Origin of the sequence: Sporanaerobacter sp. PP17-6a (assembly GCF_900095615.1) — a bacterium.
Lineage (GTDB): Bacteria > Bacillota > Clostridia > Tissierellales > Acidilutibacteraceae > Acidilutibacter > Acidilutibacter cellobiosedens.
The window spans coordinates 25,442-43,159 of the sequence record NZ_FMIF01000012.1; the positions used below are offsets into that span (position 1 = coordinate 25,442).

Below are 17,718 nucleotides of genomic sequence, written 5' to 3' on the forward strand. Positions count from 1 at the left end.
GGGAAAGATATGAAGGTTGTGGGAGTAACTACGTGTCAGGAAATATATATAGGCTCAAGGTCCAGAAATTTCAGAATGAATGAATTTCTAATAATACAGGACTCATATCAGGGAGACCTTTTGGGAGAAGTAGTGGAGGCTCAGACTTATAACCGCTACATTCCTTTAAATATAAACGGAGATTTGGCAGACAATCATGTCTTAGAGTCCTTACGAGCAATAGGCTATGATATTGATGAAGATACTATTTACATAGCCAAAATCAGATTGGTAAACGAAGCTTCTTATCCTGTGGAAACCGGGTCGGATGTACGAATTCCGGAATTTTCCGAAGTAAAGGATTTAATGATTAAATCTTCTCTGGAAGAAGGGCTGATATTGGGAGAAATAAAAAATACGGATCAAATGGTAAAAGATATGGATGATGAATTCAAAGATATTCTATATACCTTTGAAAATAATGAACTTAATGAACAGAAAGGCATCCCTTTTATATTTAATTTAAGAAGTATGCATCAATATCCTCATATAGGTGTGTTCGGCGGTTCAGGCTCGGGAAAATCATTTGGACTCAGGGTTATTCTTGAAGAACTTATGAAATTGAGCATTCCGACCATTGTTTTAGATCCTCATTTCGAGATGGATTTTTCTCAGGAAGGAGAATATATTCCGAAGGATTTAAGAAAGGATTTCTCGGAGAAATTTAAGTGTTTTCAAGTAGGATATCATATAGGAGTGAAATTTGAAGAGCTTTCCAATCAGGATTTGAAAAATTTGCTGGAATCTTCGGGTAGAATGTCTGATTCCATGAATAATGTGGTAGATATCCTATTTAAAACGAGAGACTCCTATTTGAGCTTTCATGAAAGATTGAAAATGCTTATGGATGCTCAGGAAGAAGGCTCCTTAGATAAAATAATCAACAAAATAAACGCTGCCACTACAGCTCAAGAAAGGAAAGGATGGGAAAGAAGAAAAGAAATATTTTTAAATTATGATAAAATATGTCCTTACAGTTCAGTAAAAGGAATAATGTGGAGACTCAATAGGCTCAATAATGAAGGGATATTCAGCAAGGATATAAGAGAGGTGGAAGAAAACCTTAAAATGGGTAAACTTGTGGTAATTCAGGGAAGTACAAGAATTCTTCAGGTATTTTCTACCTATCTTTTGAACAATCTTTATCATAAGAGAAGGGAATATAAAGATGCCCAGTATAAAGGAATAGCAGAAGATTATTTTCCGCCTTTTATCATAGTTACGGACGAAGCCCACAATTTTGCCCCGAAGGGATATGAAAGCCCTTCTAAGTCCATACTTAGAGAGATATCCCAGGAAGGAAGAAAATACGGAACCTTTTTAATTTTGGCTACCCAGAGGCCTACCCTCCTTGATGAAACCATTACTGCTCAATTAAACACTAAATTTATATTCAGAACCGTAAGAGCATCGGATATTCAGACAATAAAAGAAGAAACGGATATCACGGAAGAAGAATCAAGAAGGCTTCCATATTTAAAATCGGGAGATGTATTTATTTCTTCTGCCGTAATGGGCAGAACGGTATTTGTAAGAGTAAGAGCATCGGATACTACAAGTCCCCATATAGAGAACCCCTTTGATGAACTGGTAAGAAACAAATCAGATGATGAAGAAAAATTTTATGATATTATTAAGAACAGTATTCCCATAAATGAGCCTGATATTATATATATAATTCAAGATATAGAAAAAGAAACGGGAATAACATATACGGTGGAAGTTTTTAAGGAAAGGCTGGAAAAATTAGTACAGTCGGGAAGGTTAAAAAAAGAATCCACTCCGTTTTATGACGTATATAGATAGTGATGTTCTATAAAAAAGACTCTCCTCATATATTTAAACAAAAGGAGAGTTTTTTAATGATAAATACCATATGGTTTTTGCTTATATTTTTAGGAATAATTTATTCTCTGTTTTCAGGAAATCTTCAGGAAATAAATAATGCAATCTTAAAAGAAGCCGAGGCAGGAGTACTATTTTCTATAAATCTTATCGGAATTATGTCTTTTTGGCTTGGGGTAATGAACATAGCCGAAAAATCAGGAATATTGAAAAAGATTTCAAGACTGTTCAAAATACCCATTAAAATGCTTTTCCCCGGAGTTCCCGACAATCATCCTGCTCAAAGATGGATAATAATGAATTTGATTTCCAATATGTTTGGAATAGGAAACGGAGCAACAGCCTTTGGGCTGAAAGCAATGAAGGAATTGAATAGTCTTAATCAGAATAAAAAAAGAGCTTCTAATGCTATGTGTATGTTTCTCGTGATAAACATGTCATCAGTTCAATTAGTTCCGTTGACTGTCATCAAGATGAGAATGGATTTGGGATCTAAAAATCCCATGGAAATAATAGCCCCTGCTTTTTTGGCAACATCTGTTTCTTTAATAGTGGGAATAATAACCGTTAAGTTATTGGAGGTAAAATACAGATGTTAAATGCCATATCCGTAATCATCATACCGTTTATTGTAGGGACAATATTATTATATGGTTGGCTTAAGGGAGAAGATATATATTCTCTTTTTATAGAAGGAGCAAAAGAAGGACTAAAGACTTCCATAAAAATCATGCCCTATCTTATAGCGATATTTATAGCGGTAGGGATATTTAGGGCCTCTGGAGCAATGAATATGATGCAAACTTTATTTGAACCGGTGAATAAGATCTTAAAAATACCCGAAGGAATACTTCCGCTTATAATAATCCGTCCCATATCCGGAAGCGGAGCTTTGGGAGCGGTTAAAGACGTGTTGGAACACTGGGGGCCCGATTCTTTTCAAGGAAGAGTTGCGTCAATAATGATGGGCTCTACGGAAACTATTTTTTATACCATATCGGTTTATTTTGGCTCAATAGGAGTAAAAGACTACAGATATACCTTAAAAGCTGCTCTTATTTCTTATGCTGTTTCCATATTCTCATCAATATTGATTGCCGGAATTTTTTTTAGATAATGATAAATTTTAACTAAATTAAAAAAATAGGAGCTCTGAGCTCCTATTTTTTTAAAACATATACCCTTACCTTCCTTCTGCCAAAATCTTTGCAATCATCAGCAGAAGAAAAAAACAGATCTACTCTGCTTCCCTTTATAGCGCTTCCTGTATCTTCAGCTACAGCAAATCCATAATCCTGAGTATGGTCTAAACTTTCTATATATAGTTTAGAACCTAAAGGAATAATGCTTGGATCAACGGAAACTACCCCAGGCCGTGCTTTAGTACCCAAGGCGGTTAAGCCGTAACTATTGTCCCCGGGATTTTTACCTGTACTTTCATAAGATAAATCATAAGCCGTGGCAACGGCTACAAAAGAATGAGTATACCTTATGGCACCACGGGAAGACACAAAGTAATCCTTGGAACCTTTTTCCACAATTCTGGGAATTGGCTGAGAAACAATACTCTCTGATATTGTATCTTGAGAAGATAATTTTCCATCCTTAAATGTTGATTTTACAGTTATTTCTTTTAATCCGTTTGTTCCCTCTTGTACTACCTTTGTAGTTCCCTTTTCTAATTTATCCGTATGTTTTATGATACTCTCAAAGGGTAATTCTTTTTTAACTGTGTTAATCTTTTCTTCTACTCTTACGATTTTAATTTCTTCCATAGGTTCTATTTTTTCTCCTAATGCAGGATATGTGTAATCAAGTTCCCCCAATTTATAATTTAAATCTTTAAGTATATCTTCCACTCTATTATTTACAGATTGAACTTCGGCTGTTTTCCCTCCCATATTTATAACATAAGTTTTAGGCGTCTTAATGACGATAGTTGTGTCTCTATCAATCTTATAATTAGGTTTTAAATTTATTTTGGAACCTTCGGGAAGAGATATTTTTTCGCTTTTCAATAATTCTCCCACAGTAGACTGAAACGTATTTACTTTTCTTGTTTTATTGTCTATAGAAATAATAACCTCTTTTTGCTCCGCTTGATAAATCCCCAGAATTAATACAGCTGCTAATGATAATAAGGTCAAAATTTTTAGGTATTTGTTATTTTTATTCCAAAAAATTTTCATATTTTTTCCTCCTTCAATTTTGACTGTATAGTATTTTATTTCAAAATTATATGTTTGTCAAATTTTATAATAAAAAAGTGTAAACTTATGTAAATACAATAGCTCTATCAATAGGTTAGTATTGCCATAATATTTAATATTATTACATTTTGGATTTTAGTGGGTTGGAACAACAAAATAGATTGAATATTCTTGCATTTATAAAGAATTTATAATTCGCCCCTTGACAAAAATAGCTTTTTCCTATATATTATTTAAATAAATCATTATATGTGACAAATAATGAAGGGAAGAGTAAGCTTAAAAGAAAACTTTAGAGAGCCGGGTTTGGTGAAAACCGGTATTGGAAGTTAAGCTGAATATGGCCCCGGAGTTTTACGGCTAAACATGAAAGTGAAGCCGTAACGGAGTTATGTACGTTAACACATAAGGTTATTATTTGTAACTTAATGAGGTTTGAACTGCGAAGTTTAAACAAATTAGAGTGGTAACATGAAAAATAAGTCTTCATCTCTATAACAGAGGGGAAGACTTTTTTATTTGGAAAATATAATTTGGAGGGATTAAATTGAAGACTTATTATTTAACTACACCTATTTTTTATCCCAGTGACAATCTTCATATAGGGCATGCTTATACTACAGTAGCAGCAGATACATTAAAAAGGTATAAGAAACTTATGGGATATGATGTTTTATTAGTAACGGGAACGGATGAACATGGACAAAAAATTCAACAAAAAGCATTAGAATCCGGGGAAACTCCCAAGGAATATGTAGACGGAATTGTTGAAGATATAAAGAAACTTTGGAATATGCTGGATATTTCCTATGATATATTTATCAGAACTACAGACGAATATCATGAAAAAGCCGTTCAGAAAATATTTCAGAAGCTCTATGAAAAGGGAGATATTTATAAATCATATTATGAAGGACTTTATTGTACTCCCTGTGAATCGTTTTGGAGTGAAAGCCAATTAGTTGACGGAAAATGTCCCGATTGTGGCAGAGAAGTCCATTTTGAGAGAGAAGAGGCATATTTCTTCAGACTATCAAAATATAAGGACAGAATAATAAAATTATTTAATGAAAACCCGAATTTTATACAACCTGATTCCAGAAGGCATGAAATGATAAACAACTTTTTGAATGAAGGATTAGAGGACCTTTGTGTTTCAAGAACAGCCTTTGATTGGGGGATTAAAGTTCCCTTTGATCCGAAGCATGTAGTATATGTATGGATAGATGCTCTTTTATGCTATATAACTGCATTAGGATACGGAAGTGAAAATGATGAAAGATTTAAAAAGTATTGGCCTTGCGATGTCCATTTGATAGGTAAAGAAATAGTCAGATTTCATACTATCATATGGCCTGCCGTATTGATGGCTTTAGATATTGAGATACCTAAAAAGGTATTTGGCCATGGATGGATACTTCTTGAAAATGATAAGATGTCTAAGTCAAAGGGAAATGTCATATATCCGGAGCCTATGATTAAATTATACGGATTGGATTCCTTTAAATATTTTCTTTTACGAGAATTCTCATTTGGGCAAGACGGTTCTTTTTCAAGAGAGAAATTTTTGCAAAGGCTTAATTCGGATTTAGCAAATGATTTAGGAAACCTGGTCAGCAGAACCGTTACAATGATAGAAAAATATAGTGAAGGATTAGTACCTGAACCATCCGAAGAAGGGGAATATGATAAAGATTTAAAATCCTTGGCTTTGGAAATTCCAAAACAAGTTGAAAAGTATATGGACGCTTTGAATTTCAGCGATGCATTGGAAGAAATATGGAAACTGATTAGGAGAGCCAATAAGTATGTAGACGAAACATGTCCTTGGATTTTGGAAAAGGAAGGGAAAAAAGAAAGGCTGGATACGGTTCTTTATAATCTATTGGAGTCTTTAAGAATTATTTCTGTGCTAATAAGACCTTTCATGGAAAAAACTTCTGATGAGATATTTTCAAGATTAGGATATGAGACTAAAGACCATTCTTGGGAAGAAAGTAAAACATGGGGATTAATTCCTTCCGGCCAGAAAGTCCATAGAGGAGATGTATTGTTCCCCAGATTGGATATTGAAAAGGAACTGCTAAGATTAAACAAAGAAAACGAGAAGCTTATGGAAGAAAGAAGAGAGAAAAGATCTTTAGGAAAAAAACCAAAAGAAAAACTTAAGAAAAGCTATATAGATATTGATGATTTTGATAAAATAGATTTAAGAATCGGAAAAGTTCTTGAAGTAAAAAAACATCCCAGAGCAGATAAACTTTTAGTATTTAAAATCCAATTAGGAGAAGAAATAAGACAGATAGTATCGGGAATAGCAAAATATTATTCTCCTGAAGAATTAGTAGGGAAAAATGTAGTTGTAGTCGCTAATCTGAAACCTATAAAGCTAAGAGGGGAAGAATCTCAGGGAATGATATTGTCTGCTGCAGATGAAAAAAAACTTTCCGTAATTACTACCTTGTCCGGTATTGATTCGGGGGCAAAGGTAGAATAGGAGGTAGAAAATGTTAATAGACAGTCATGCTCATTTAGACGATGAACGGTTTGATCCCGACCGGGAAAATATTATTAGTTCCTTAAAGGAAAATGGAATATCTTTAGTTGTAAATCCCGGGTCGGATCTTTCTTCCAGCATTAAAGCAGTAAGGCTATCGGAGGAATATGAAAATATTTATGCCGCTGTGGGGGTACACCCCCATGAGGCAAAGGCAATGAGCGAGGAAACAATAGAAGCATTGAGAAGTCTTTCTGCAAGAGAAAAAGTTGTTGCCATAGGAGAAATCGGTCTTGACTATTTTTATGATAATTCTCCGAGAGACATTCAAAAAAAATGGTTTTTGGAACAGATAAGACTTGCTAAAGAAGCAGACCTTCCTATCATTGTTCATTCAAGAGATGCTTCTCAGGATACTTTTGATATAATTAATCAGGAAAAGGATAACAGGCTTAGGGGGGTTCTTCATTGTTACTCCGGAAGCGAAGAAATGGCAAGGGAATATATAAAATTAGGTTTCTACATTTCCTTTGGGGGACCAGTAACATTCAAGAACTCTAAAGTTTCAAAAAAGGTGGCTCAGGATATTCCTTTAGACAAGATGCTTATTGAGACCGATTCTCCTTATTTAACTCCCGAACCTAACAGAGGGAAAAGAAATGAACCGTCATATGTAAAATATGTAGCGCGCACTATTGCAGAGATAAGGGGAATAAGCTTTGAAGAGTTGGCGGAAAAAACAGCGGAAAACGCAAAAAATCTTTTTAAAATCGAAGAATAGATATGGAGGATATAATTGATTAAGGAAATAATAGTGGTAGAAGGCAAAGATGATATTCGGGCGGTAAAAAACGCCGTAGATGCGGAAGTCATAGCTACAGGAGGCTACGGATATTCTAAAGAACTTATAAACAGATTAAAAAAAATATCGGAGCGAAGAGGTGTGATTATTCTTACGGATCCTGATTTTGAAGGAGAAAGAATACGAAGGAATATCTCAAAGGATTTAAAAAATTGCAAGCATGCTTTTCTCCCGAGAAGAAAAGCATTGAAAAAAGGTGATATCGGAGTAGAAAATGCAGGTAAGGAAGATATAATAGAAGCTTTAAAAAAAGCAAGGCCTGCTTCTGTAAAAAGAATCGAAAAATTTACTCATGATGACATGATAAATTTTGGATTAACAGGCAGCAATAATTCTAAAAGAAGAAGAGAAATCTTGGGGGAAATCTTGGGTATAGGATACGGAAATTCTAAGCAGTTTTTAAACAGGCTAAATAATTATGGTATATCCAAAGAAGAATTTATAGATGGATTAAAGGAAATGGAGAAATGGAATGGAAGATAGAAGACTTTACTCTCCCAAAATGGTGAGAGATATCTTAGAAAAACATAATTTCAAACTATCGAAAAGCCTTGGGCAAAATTTTCTGATAGATGGGAATATTGTAAGAAGCATCGTAGAAAAAGGAGGGATAACTGAAAAGGATTTTATTCTTGAAATAGGGCCGGGAATCGGAACGCTAACGGAAGAACTGAGTATAAAGGCAAAATATGTTGTAGGAATAGAATTAGACGAAGCCCTTCTTCCCATATTAAAAGAAACACTCCGAGAGAGAAAGAATGTGGAAATAATTCATGGAGATATATTAAAAATAGATCTTGAAGAGCTTTTTCATAAAGAATTTAAGGGAGAAAGTATAAAAATAGTGGCAAATCTTCCCTACTATATAACTACTCCCATTATTGGAAGGTTGCTCGAAGAAGAATTAAACATCCAAGGAATAATAGTAATGATTCAAAAAGAAGTAGCAAGAAGAATGATTGCTAAAACTAATTCAAAAGATTACAGTGCATTATCCATATTTGTTCAATATTATACCGACCCTGAAATAATTCTTAATGTTCCCCGCTCTGTATTTCTTCCCAAACCAAAAGTCGATTCTTCCGTTATAAGGTTAAATTTGAAAGACCAAAAAATGGAGGTCGAAAATAAAGAAATATTTTTCAAAGTAGTACGGTCAGCATTCAATCAAAGGAGAAAAACTATCCAAAATTCTTTATCTTCCAAGGAATTAAATATTTCAAAGGAAAAAATAAAGGAAATACTAACTTTATGCAATATAGATCCCCAAAAAAGAGCGGAAAATTTAACTGCAGAAGATTTTGCAAAGATTAGTTCACTTTTTCCTCCTATTTAACATATATTAATAATAGTAACAAAAAGGGAGGGAGATATATGGGGACATCTTATATGAGAAAATTTTTTATACTTAAAGATGATCATTGTATGTTTTTAAATATTAAGCCTAAAGGTTTTGGCAAAATTATGGTAAAAGGGATAAAGGGAGAATTAGAGCTAAATATTGAAAACTGCGAGACGGAAGAAGATTATAAAATATTTTTAATAGGTAGAGGCAATCAGAAAATAGTATCAAACCTATTGGGGAGGATCATGACTGATGAAAGAGGTAAAGGAGCTGCAAAACTTACATTTAACTTGAATAGTATGGGAGAAGAAAAAATACCGATAGAAAAATATAGCGGAATAATTCTTAAAAGAGGAGAAAATATTTTGCTTACAGGATATATTGTTAAAGATGATGGTATAATAAATCAATATATAAGAAATTCTTCCCATGGGAAAACATTTCCTCAGGAAAGAATTGTTAAAGAGCCTATTGAAAAAGAGGATAAAGTGCCGGAAATATCCCATATACCTGAAAATCAGGAAAATATCCCGGAGCCGGAGCAAACTCTTCAGGGGCTTCACGAGGAACAGGAAATAGTAGAAGAAGAAAAGATACAAGATGTAGAAAATATGGTGGCAGATTCGGAAAACCAAGAATCATCTGATGATACTTTTGAAGAACAGGAAATGAAATACAAAGAGAGACAGCAAGATATGGAATACATAAAGAGAGTCAATTATAAATCTCAGATGACAAACTATTTATTGAGTATCCTCAGATTTTTTCCTAATATAAAACCATTTAAACTTGATCTTAAAGGATATGAATGGTGGAGAATAGAAAGTGGAGATCCTGACATGCACAGAGGTTTTCTTCCTTTTTATAATTATATATTTAATATGGGAAATGAATATGATTTTATGGGTGATACCCCCAATTGTAAAAGTATGATGAAAAAATACGGACATTATATCTTTGGAATGTATAAAGAAAGTGGAGAAGTTAAATATTATATATATGGGATTCCCGGAGAATTCTCTGCAGAAGAGCATCCATTAAGAGGTGTTACGGGGTTTAACACGTGGTTTGAGGGAGAAAGTGCCATAGGATATTGGTTAATATATATTGACCCTATGACAGGACATGTAATTCGTCTTCTTAATCCAATGGTTCCTTCTAATTGAACAGTATATGATATAATTATATTAAGGAATAGGAAAGGAGGAAATTTATAATCTTGCAATATATAAATAAAGGAAAAACTGAAGAAAATGGTTCAAGTTGTGCAGTCTGTTTCGACGAGAGAAATCTTAAAAAGGTTAAAGAGAATATGATTGAAGAAAAGAAAATAAAACTGCTTTCAGAAACTTTTAAAGCCTTGTCAGATCCGACGAGACTTAATATTATCTACGCTCTTTCTCAGAGCCCATTATGTGTGTATGATATAGCTCGGGCTTTAGATATGAGTCAGTCGGCAATATCTCATCAATTAAGAATTCTCAGGAATTTAAGATTGATAAAATATAAAAAGGAAGGGAGAATGATGATTTATTCTTTAGACGATGATCATGTTCTACAGCTTTTTAATCAAGGCTTGGATCATGTTAAGCATCAATAAAGAAGAGAAAAACTATAAATTCTTTGTTACTATATTAATGGCACTTATAATTTCGGACAAAACAGCTATTCGTTTTTGCCTATCTAAAATAAAAGCTTTTTTTTCTCCTTCGCTTATATTTGATAAAAAATACATTGGGGGCAGGTTATTAAGTGCTATGGATTTGACATCATTTGAATAATTAATATTTTTAAGGAAGGGGTAACCTTCTTTAATTTCATTTAATATTTCACATACCAAAATTTCCATATAATTTTTTACCATTTAATCCAGCTTCCCTTACATTAGATTTGTAATAAATATAATTTAAATTATATCATATAGTCTTTTAGTCATGCAATACTTTAGAGCAGAGGTCCTATAAGTTTTTAAAGAAAAAATTAACGAACCAATAAAAGGATTTAAAAAACTTGTTATATTTATAATGGAATGAGGTATATATATAATAGGTTTTTAATAAGGAGGAATTTAAATGTCAAATGTTGTAGTATATTCAACAAGTACTTGCCCTCATTGTGTAGCTGCAAAAGAATATTTGTCGAGTAATGGGATAGAGTATACGGAAAAAAATGTACAAACGGACCCGGCTGCAAGAAAGGAACTTATGGCAATGGGACATATGGGAGTTCCAGTTATATTGGTAGATGGAGAAGAAGTAGTCGGATTTGACAAGCAGAGATTAGATGATCTTTTATCATTAAACAAACAAAAACAGTAAATACTGTTATCAATTGAAAAGTTTAGCAAAAAAGGCTTCCATCAAAATATTGATAAATTAAGGAAGCCTTTTTTGAAGCCCATTTGATGGGAAATATAAATTAATGAAAACAGGATTTCCCTATGGGTTATAAAATAAGAGGCTTTTTCTTTATATAATATATTATATAAAGAAAAAGCCTCTTAAAAGCTATATTTAATTATTCAAAGCTTCTAATAATTTTTCCAAATCCATTCCATGAACCATTGCGGCTTCTTCTAAAGATTCCATCTGGCTGGCAGGGCATCCAATACAACCCATTCCATTTTTTATAAGGATTTCAATAGATTCGGGATACTCTCTGATTATTTCACTAATAAGCATATCCTTTGTTATTGCCAATTTATATTTCCTCCTCTAATTTTTTTAGATAATAATATCATCTTTTATATACCCATTGTACTATATATATATCATTTCATAAACCCTAAAAATTATAAAAAATAATTAAAATTAAAAAATATTAATCATAAAGAATAAAAAAAATAATAATGGACATTCTTATAACAGGAGGTGAAAATATGGAAAATAATGATAATAACAGAAACAGGGAAAATGAAAAAAGCAGGGATAAAAATAATACAGGCGGTAGAACAAGTGTGGGGGAAGTGCTTTTAAGGATACTTGTTACAGCAGTAGTAGTAGCAATAGCAGCGTTTTTGACTCCCGGATTTACTATAAACGGATTGTGGAGTCTTTTATTGGCAGCAGTTGTAATAGCTCTTCTTGACTGGTTGATACAAAAGGTAGCGGGAATAGACGCATCACCTTTTGGAAGAGGAATTACAGGGTTTATAGTGGCAGCAATTATTTTATATGCTACAAAATTTATAGTACCCGGATTTAATATATCAATATGGGGAGCTATCATAGGAGCCTTAGTTATAGGCATATTAGATGTAATAATCCCAGGAAGAGCAATGTAGATGAAATACAGGAAAGCAGATTATCTGCTTTCCTGTATTTTATTGTTTTTGGATATCTCGTTAATTTTTTCATATAGCTTTTTGGTATTCCTATTGCTTATAAAAAATGGGAAATTTTTTATTATAATCTTTGATTCTTTGTATAAAAATAAAAAGCATACATAAAATACATAATGTACATTAAATAAAAATTATGATATAATGGGGGTGAAAGAGAGGTGTTTTTAATGTTATCTATAAATGCTACAGATATGAGAAAAAATTTTGGAAAATATATTGATGAAATTGTTAGGACTAAGCCTATATTTGTGAAACGTTCCAGAGACTGTTTTATGGGTATCAGTATAGAAATGGCTAAAGAATTGGTTAAAGATGTTACTTTTACCGTGGATAAATATATAGAAAAAGACAATTCTGTTACTTTATCACTCAATGGATTTGACTTGGTAGTAAATGAAAAGGATGAGACTACTGCAATAAATTCTTTGATAAAAGATTTTAGAGAATATGCCTTGGAATATTATAAAGATATAGAGTTTTGGTCAAGTGATATAAATAGAAGAAACCAGATGAAATCTATATTGAAAGTTCTCCTAACCGATAATGACGAAGAGATAAGAGAGAGTTTTGTATGCCAAGTTGGAAAGAATTAAAAAGATTTTGCGATAGAGATGGATGGGAATTATATAAAAATACTGACCATTGCTTCTATCGAAAAGTAGAAAAGGATGGAACCATCAGAAGGGTAAAGATTTCAAAAGGTTCGGGAGAAATAAAATATCATCTTTGGCGAGAGATACTTAAAAAACAATTAGGAATAACTCAGGAATATTTTAATAGTAAAATTTAACAACAGAATAAAGGAGGAATTATTGTTGGATAAAAATGAAATATACAAAGCGCTGGCAAAAGTCAATGATCCGGAACTTAACAGAAATTTAGCGGAATTAAATATGATAAAAGAAGTAACGGAGGAACAAGGAAATATTAATGTGGTACTTTCTCTGACTGTAATGGGATGTCCCATGAAAAATAAAATAGAGAACGACGTAGTTGATGAATTGATGAAGTTGGACGGAGCAAAAAATGTGACTGTAAAGTTTGTAGAGATGACCAATGAAGAAAAGAAAAAATTGTTTTCCGACAATAAAAAAACTATAAATGATTTTAAAAATACTGTTATTCTTGCAATAGGAAGCGGAAAAGGCGGAGTTGGAAAATCTACGATTACGGCTAATATTTCTATAGCATTAAGCAGACTTGGATTTAAAGTAGGGGTTCTTGATGCGGATATATTAGGTTATAGTATTCCTCAGATAATGGGTATTAAGGATCAAAGACCTAAAGTAATAGGAGAAAATATAATAATTCCGATAGAAAAGTTTGGGATAAAAATAATAAGTATGGGAAATTTGGTAGATGATGAAAAGCCTCTTATATGGCGAGGACCAATTCTTGCAGGAATATTTACTCAATTTTTAAATGAAGTAAGTTGGGGGAAACTGGATTTTTTGTTATTGGATCTTCCACCCGGAACGGGAGATATTCCTTTAAGCATTATGCAGCAAGTTAACGATTCAAAATTTATTATAGTTACTACTCCTCAGATTACGGCAAAGGATGTTGCCAGAAGACTGGGGTATATGGCTCAAAGAACCAATACAAAGATATTGGGAGTAATTGAAAATATGTCTTATTTTGTATGTGATAAATGCGGTGAAAAGCATTATATATTCGGTAAAGGAGAAGGGCTGAATTTGAGCAAAGAATTAGGAGTTGATTTGTTGGGAGAAGTTCCTTTGCTTAAAGAGATAAGAGAGGGAAGCGATAAAGGCAAGCTGCCTATTTTGAAATATAAAGAAGTAGAAAGAATATATATGAATATAGGAGAAAATATAGTTAACCATTTAAAATAAATTTGAAGCGGAGAGATTATCATGATAAAACCAAAAGCATTGAAAGTTGGAGATACTATAGGGGTTATATCACCTTCCGGACCTACTTCAAGGGAAAATGTTGAAAAAGCTCATGATGTACTTATGAAAATGGGCTTTAAAGTAAAAATGGGGAAAAGTGTATATGAGCATTATGGCTATTTATCAGGCCGGGATGAAATAAGAGCAGAAGATATAAATAATATGTTTTCGGATGATGAGATAGATGCAATAATATGCATGAGAGGGGGATATGGGGCTTCAAGGATATTGGATATGATAGAATATGATAAAATCAGGAACAATCCTAAGATATTTGTGGGATATAGCGATATCACTCTTCTTCATATAGTATTTAATCAGATATGCGGACTTGTCACCTTTCATGGGCCTATGGTTTCATCAGATATGATAGAAAATTTCAGCGATTTTTCGAGAAAAAGCCTTTTTAACTTTATATCCGAAAAGAATCCCGAAAAGAAAATCAAAAACCCCGGGGATGAAAAGATAGAAACCTTTAGTATGGGTGTATGTGAAGGAGAGATAACAGGAGGTAATTTGTCCCTTATAACGGCAACCTTAGGGACACCTTATGAAATAAATACAAAGGGAAAGATACTTTTTCTTGAAGACGTAAATGAGGAACCTTATAGTATAGACAAAATGCTTACTCAGTTGAAACTTTCAGGGAAATTTTCGGATGCCGCAGGGCTTATTCTCGGAGATTGGAATAATTGTACTCCTAAATCCCATGAATATTCAAACAGCCTTACTCTTGAACAAATATTTGAAGATATCATTAAGCCTTTAAAAAAACCTGTCATAAAAAATTTGAAATCAGGTCACTGCAAACCTAAAATCACAATACCCTTTGGAGTCAAAGCGCGGTTAGATGCGTCTAAGGGAGAATTATATATATTGGAAAATACAGTAGAATAAAAAATTGGACAAAATAAGCACCTGAGATTTAAGCTAAAAATAAATCTCAGGTGCTTTTTATTTATGGAAAATGACCACTTTCATCTTATTAAATGCTTTTGAAAGATATAACTATATTCTGCTGCTCATTTTTTAACAAATAATTAAAAAACGTATTGCATTTTGTTTTATAAGTAGTATAATAAGCTTAAGAAATATTTCTTAAGTGAAATTTTGTGCAAGGGAGTTGAGTTAACAAATGAAAGCAGCGGTTTTTCACGGTATAGAAGATATAAGAATCGAAGAAAGAGAAATTCCTAAAATAGATGATGACGGTATTTTAATAAAAGTCAGCTATTGTGCTATATGTGGAACTGATGTAAGAATATATTTTAATGGGCAAGATAATGTAATTCCACCGAGAATAACAGGCCACGAAATTTCTGGAGTAATTGATTCAATAGGAAAAAATGTGCAAGGATATAAAGTAGGGGACAAGGTTGTAGTAGTTCCTCAAATTGCCTGCGGAAAATGTTTTGAATGTTTAAGAGGAAATAGCAATATGTGCAATTCAGCAGACGTTATCGGCTACGGGCTTGACGGAGGATTTGCAGAATACATGGCCGTCCCCGGAAAGGCAGTGGAACATGGAAATGTAATAAAGCTTGAGAAAGATCAGGATTTAAAATTTTCGTGCATAGCAGAACCTCTTTCCTGTGTAATAAACGGGCATAAGAATTTAAATATAAAATTAGGAGATGATGTATTAATCGTAGGTGCCGGACCTATCGGTACAATGCACGCGCTTCTTTCAAAAGCCCAAGGAGCATCCCGTGTAATATTAGCAGATATCGAGGAGAACAGATTAAATTTAGCTCATGAATTGGGTACTGATTTTGTAATAGATACCAGCAAAACAGATCTATATGAAGAAGTTAATGAAATAACTAAAGGTCAGGGGGTGGATGTAGGTATCGCAGCGTGTTCAGTTCCATCTGTTCAGAGTCAGGTATTGAGTGTTATAAAAAAGGGGGGAAAAGCTCTTTTTTTTGCTGGTCTTCCTAAAGGTAAATCTATAAATCCTATAGATACAAATATTATTCATTATAAAGAGATATCATTGTACGGATCCTTTGGTTCAACTATAACTCAGCATATCACAGCACTTAAGTTGATAAATTCAAAGGTTATAAATGCAGATAGGCTGATAACTACAATACTTCCAATTGATAAACTTGTAGACGGGATTAAAATGGTAAGAAGAGGAGAAGGACTTAAAATAGCAATAAAGATGTCATAAAATATATATTTACAAACCACCTCAGTATATTATACAATTATATTATACGCATAATTTCCTATAAGAAAATTTGTGCATAAATAATTGTTATGGGGTGATAAAGTGATAGATATAAATCAAGAAAGATTGATGCTTAGAGTGCTGGATATGTATTATAATAAGGAACTTTCTCAGGAAGTTATAGCTAAAAAATTTCATATATCCAGGTCAACCGTATCGAGACTGATTAGTAAAGCTAAAAAACAAGGATATGTAAGCATTCATATTAACTATCCGGTGAATAACTGTATTGAATTGGAAGAGAAATTTGAAGGAAAGTTCCACTTAGAAGAAGCTATTATATTGAATGCTACCAGTACGGAATTTTCCGACATGGTTGTTCCTCGGGCGGCGGCAGAATATTTACTCAGAATAATTGATGACGATATGTACATATCTATGTCCTGGGGTACAACTCTGAGAAAAACAGTAGATAATATTGCTGCTTTAATGCCTGGGGTAAAAAGAATCTTTAGGGGAGTTAAAATTATTCCTCTCTTGGGATCTCCTAAAATGACTTTAAATATTGATGCTCAGCTTAATTATTCTAACGAATTGGTTGAAAGGTTGGGGAAAATTTTGAATTCAGCCAGTTATAATTTATCTGCACCGATGATAGTTGAAAATAAGACTGTCAAAGGGGTATTAGAATCAGAGAAGCAAATAAGTGATATTTTAAAGATGGCTAAAAAAGCAGATGTTGCTATTGTAGGAATTGGTTCGGTAGATGAAAAATCATCACCATTATTTTCAGGATTGATAACAAAAGAAGAGCAGAAAAAACTTCTTAGTCTGGGGATAGTGGGAGAAATTGCATTTCACTACTATAATGAATCGGGAGATATAATATCAACTGAGTTTGATGACAGGTGTATAGGGTTAAAAATAGGTGAAATATTAAATATACCATTGAGAGTGGGAATAGCTTATGGGGAGAAGAAGATTAAATCAATTCGGGCTGCTCTTAAAGGGAAATTAATAAATGTGATTATAACGGACAGCATTACAGCGGAAAAAATTTTGAAGGAAGGTTAAATTATGAATGATTTTTCTTTCATAGTTTTATTTTCAGCTTTAGGGTTATTTTGGATAATACAAGGAATTTTTACTTATTATCAAATGAAGAATGTTAAAAGGAACTACCAAGATATTTGTAAGAATTATGATAAAGGATATTTTTTTGGAATGGGAAATAAAAAGGGAATACTGTCAAGGGGGTATATAGTATTCCTTGTGGCTAAAAAAAACGGAGAAATTGTTCAAGGAAAAATATTAGGCGGAGTGTCGGTTTTCAATAGGTTTAAGAATTATGATGAGATAATTGGTAAGAATATCTACAATTATAAACCGGACAGTACGACTTCAAAATATAAAGCTGTAATTATGGCAATAGAAAATATAAAAAATTATATAGAAGAGAAAAAAATTGAAACTAAGGAGTGTTAA

At 32.9% G+C, this 17,718-nt stretch carries 21 protein-coding genes and 1 other annotated feature; of the genes, 18 read left to right on the forward strand and 3 right to left on the reverse strand.

Annotated features, from left to right (window positions below; all coding sequences use genetic code 11):
- Nucleotides 1–9 precede the first annotated feature (9 nt).
- From PP176A_RS05670 to PP176A_RS05680, 3 genes are read left to right on the forward strand one after another with little or no spacing between them, the layout of a single operon-like run.
- Complete coding sequence (locus tag PP176A_RS05670) at nucleotides 10–1,845, forward strand: ATP-binding protein (protein ID WP_071139602.1); 1,836 nt, start codon at nucleotides 10–12, stop codon at nucleotides 1,843–1,845.
- A 56-nt stretch (nucleotides 1,846–1,901) separates the two neighbouring features.
- Nucleotides 1,902–2,483 (forward strand): nucleoside recognition domain-containing protein, encoded by a 582-nt coding sequence (locus tag PP176A_RS05675; RefSeq protein WP_071139493.1) that lies wholly within the window; start codon nucleotides 1,902–1,904, stop codon nucleotides 2,481–2,483.
- On the forward strand, nucleotides 2,477–3,001 hold the full coding sequence (locus tag PP176A_RS05680) for a spore maturation protein (RefSeq protein ID WP_071139494.1): 525 nt from the start codon (nucleotides 2,477–2,479) through the stop codon (nucleotides 2,999–3,001). The genes PP176A_RS05675 and PP176A_RS05680 overlap by 7 nt, the downstream gene beginning before the upstream one ends.
- 43 nt (nucleotides 3,002–3,044) lie before the next feature.
- On the opposite strand, the gene PP176A_RS05685 is transcribed toward PP176A_RS05680, so the two are convergent.
- Nucleotides 3,045–4,073 carry a 3D domain-containing protein gene (locus tag PP176A_RS05685; protein ID WP_071139495.1) on the reverse strand — a complete coding sequence of 343 codons (1,029 nt, stop codon included), beginning with the start codon at nucleotides 4,071–4,073 and terminating at the stop codon, nucleotides 3,045–3,047.
- 273 nt (nucleotides 4,074–4,346) lie between these two features.
- Nucleotides 4,347–4,591, forward strand: a binding site (T-box leader).
- Between the two features lie 44 nt (nucleotides 4,592–4,635).
- Here PP176A_RS05685 and metG point away from each other — a divergent pair.
- Genes metG through PP176A_RS05715 form a run of 6 tightly spaced genes read left to right on the forward strand, consistent with a single transcriptional unit; the run spans nucleotide 4,636 to nucleotide 10,398 of the window.
- Entirely contained in the window at nucleotides 4,636–6,591 is a 1,956-nt protein-coding gene (gene metG, locus PP176A_RS05690; RefSeq protein ID WP_128751876.1) for a methionine--tRNA ligase, read from the forward strand.
- Between the two features lie 10 nt (nucleotides 6,592–6,601).
- On the forward strand, nucleotides 6,602–7,372 hold the full coding sequence (locus PP176A_RS05695; protein WP_071139497.1) for a TatD family hydrolase: 771 nt from the start codon (nucleotides 6,602–6,604) through the stop codon (nucleotides 7,370–7,372).
- Between the two features lie 15 nt (nucleotides 7,373–7,387).
- The gene (gene rnmV, locus PP176A_RS05700; protein WP_071139498.1) at nucleotides 7,388–7,936 is read left to right on the forward strand and encodes a ribonuclease M5; all 549 of its coding nucleotides are present in this window, start codon (nucleotides 7,388–7,390) and stop codon (nucleotides 7,934–7,936) included.
- The gene (rsmA, locus tag PP176A_RS05705) at nucleotides 7,926–8,789 is read left to right on the forward strand and encodes a 16S rRNA (adenine(1518)-N(6)/adenine(1519)-N(6))-dimethyltransferase RsmA (protein WP_071139499.1); all 864 of its coding nucleotides are present in this window, start codon (nucleotides 7,926–7,928) and stop codon (nucleotides 8,787–8,789) included. Before rnmV ends, rsmA begins: the two co-directional genes overlap by 11 nt.
- A 38-nt stretch (nucleotides 8,790–8,827) precedes the next feature.
- A complete protein-coding gene (locus PP176A_RS05710) occupies nucleotides 8,828–9,964 on the forward strand; it encodes a hypothetical protein (RefSeq protein ID WP_071139500.1) in 1,137 nt (378 codons plus the stop codon).
- A gap of 53 nt (nucleotides 9,965–10,017) precedes the next feature.
- Nucleotides 10,018–10,398, forward strand: a complete 381-nt coding sequence (locus tag PP176A_RS05715) for an ArsR/SmtB family transcription factor (protein WP_373419501.1) — start codon at nucleotides 10,018–10,020, stop codon at nucleotides 10,396–10,398.
- Between the two features lie 12 nt (nucleotides 10,399–10,410).
- Here the strand turns inward: PP176A_RS05715 and PP176A_RS05720 are convergent, their stop codons facing one another.
- Nucleotides 10,411–10,662, reverse strand: coding sequence for a late competence development ComFB family protein (locus PP176A_RS05720; RefSeq protein WP_071139501.1), 252 nt, complete (start codon nucleotides 10,660–10,662; stop codon nucleotides 10,411–10,413).
- 208 nt (nucleotides 10,663–10,870) lie between these two features.
- Between PP176A_RS05720 and PP176A_RS05725 the strand changes: the two genes are divergently transcribed.
- Complete coding sequence (locus PP176A_RS05725; RefSeq protein WP_071139502.1) at nucleotides 10,871–11,116, forward strand: glutaredoxin family protein; 246 nt, start codon at nucleotides 10,871–10,873, stop codon at nucleotides 11,114–11,116.
- Nucleotides 11,117–11,311: 195 nt separating this feature from the next.
- Here the strand turns inward: PP176A_RS05725 and PP176A_RS05730 are convergent, their stop codons facing one another.
- Entirely contained in the window at nucleotides 11,312–11,497 is a 186-nt protein-coding gene (locus PP176A_RS05730; protein ID WP_071139503.1) for a DUF1858 domain-containing protein, read from the reverse strand.
- Nucleotides 11,498–11,676: 179 nt separating this feature from the next.
- Here PP176A_RS05730 and PP176A_RS05735 point away from each other — a divergent pair, with 179 nt between their 5' ends.
- The 8 genes from PP176A_RS05735 to PP176A_RS05770 all read left to right on the forward strand — a co-directional run bounded on the left by PP176A_RS05735 (nucleotide 11,677) and on the right by PP176A_RS05770 (nucleotide 17,718).
- Entirely contained in the window at nucleotides 11,677–12,081 is a 405-nt protein-coding gene (locus PP176A_RS05735; RefSeq protein WP_083381814.1) for a phage holin family protein, read from the forward strand.
- Nucleotides 12,082–12,308: 227 nt separating this feature from the next.
- Nucleotides 12,309–12,734: a hypothetical protein gene (locus tag PP176A_RS05740; protein ID WP_071139504.1), complete on the forward strand. Its 426-nt coding sequence runs from the start codon at nucleotides 12,309–12,311 to the stop codon at nucleotides 12,732–12,734.
- Entirely contained in the window at nucleotides 12,713–12,931 is a 219-nt protein-coding gene (locus PP176A_RS05745; protein WP_071139505.1) for a hypothetical protein, read from the forward strand. Before PP176A_RS05740 ends, PP176A_RS05745 begins: the two co-directional genes overlap by 22 nt.
- 25 nt (nucleotides 12,932–12,956) lie before the next feature.
- Entirely contained in the window at nucleotides 12,957–13,997 is a 1,041-nt protein-coding gene (locus tag PP176A_RS05750) for a P-loop NTPase (protein ID WP_200796050.1), read from the forward strand.
- 21 nt (nucleotides 13,998–14,018) lie between these two features.
- Nucleotides 14,019–14,954 carry a S66 peptidase family protein gene (locus PP176A_RS05755; RefSeq protein WP_071139507.1) on the forward strand — a complete coding sequence of 312 codons (936 nt, stop codon included), beginning with the start codon at nucleotides 14,019–14,021 and terminating at the stop codon, nucleotides 14,952–14,954.
- A gap of 238 nt (nucleotides 14,955–15,192) precedes the next feature.
- Nucleotides 15,193–16,233 (forward strand): zinc-dependent dehydrogenase, encoded by a 1,041-nt coding sequence (locus PP176A_RS05760; RefSeq protein ID WP_071139508.1) that lies wholly within the window; start codon nucleotides 15,193–15,195, stop codon nucleotides 16,231–16,233.
- 102 nt (nucleotides 16,234–16,335) lie between these two features.
- The gene (locus tag PP176A_RS05765; protein ID WP_071139509.1) at nucleotides 16,336–17,307 is read left to right on the forward strand and encodes a sugar-binding transcriptional regulator; all 972 of its coding nucleotides are present in this window, start codon (nucleotides 16,336–16,338) and stop codon (nucleotides 17,305–17,307) included.
- Nucleotides 17,308–17,310: 3 nt separating this feature from the next.
- Entirely contained in the window at nucleotides 17,311–17,718 is a 408-nt protein-coding gene (locus tag PP176A_RS05770) for a transcriptional regulator GutM (RefSeq protein WP_071139510.1), read from the forward strand.

Excerpts from the sequence above, each read along its gene's own strand:
- PP176A_RS05695 (WP_071139497.1), top strand. The coding sequence starts at position 6,602 with ATGTTAATAGACAGTCATGCTCATTTAGACGATGAACGGTTTGATCCC.
- PP176A_RS05725 (WP_071139502.1), top strand. The coding sequence starts at position 10,871 with ATGTCAAATGTTGTAGTATATTCAACAAGTACTTGCCCTCATTGTGTA.
- PP176A_RS05735 (WP_083381814.1), top strand. The coding sequence starts at position 11,677 with ATGGAAAATAATGATAATAACAGAAACAGGGAAAATGAAAAAAGCAGG.
- PP176A_RS05760 (WP_071139508.1), top strand. The coding sequence starts at position 15,193 with ATGAAAGCAGCGGTTTTTCACGGTATAGAAGATATAAGAATCGAAGAA.
- PP176A_RS05680 (WP_071139494.1), top strand. The coding sequence starts at position 2,477 with ATGTTAAATGCCATATCCGTAATCATCATACCGTTTATTGTAGGGACA.
- rsmA (WP_071139499.1), top strand. The coding sequence starts at position 7,926 with ATGGAAGATAGAAGACTTTACTCTCCCAAAATGGTGAGAGATATCTTA.
- PP176A_RS05675 (WP_071139493.1), top strand. The coding sequence starts at position 1,902 with ATGATAAATACCATATGGTTTTTGCTTATATTTTTAGGAATAATTTAT.
- PP176A_RS05710 (WP_071139500.1), top strand. The coding sequence starts at position 8,828 with ATGGGGACATCTTATATGAGAAAATTTTTTATACTTAAAGATGATCAT.
- PP176A_RS05685 (WP_071139495.1), bottom strand. The coding sequence starts at position 4,073 with ATGAAAATTTTTTGGAATAAAAATAACAAATACCTAAAAATTTTGACC.
- PP176A_RS05755 (WP_071139507.1), top strand. The coding sequence starts at position 14,019 with ATGATAAAACCAAAAGCATTGAAAGTTGGAGATACTATAGGGGTTATA.
- PP176A_RS05745 (WP_071139505.1), top strand. The coding sequence starts at position 12,713 with ATGCCAAGTTGGAAAGAATTAAAAAGATTTTGCGATAGAGATGGATGG.
- PP176A_RS05740 (WP_071139504.1), top strand. The coding sequence starts at position 12,309 with ATGTTATCTATAAATGCTACAGATATGAGAAAAAATTTTGGAAAATAT.
- PP176A_RS05670 (WP_071139602.1), top strand. The coding sequence starts at position 10 with ATGAAGGTTGTGGGAGTAACTACGTGTCAGGAAATATATATAGGCTCA.
- PP176A_RS05720 (WP_071139501.1), bottom strand. The coding sequence starts at position 10,662 with ATGGTAAAAAATTATATGGAAATTTTGGTATGTGAAATATTAAATGAA.
- PP176A_RS05770 (WP_071139510.1), top strand. The coding sequence starts at position 17,311 with ATGAATGATTTTTCTTTCATAGTTTTATTTTCAGCTTTAGGGTTATTT.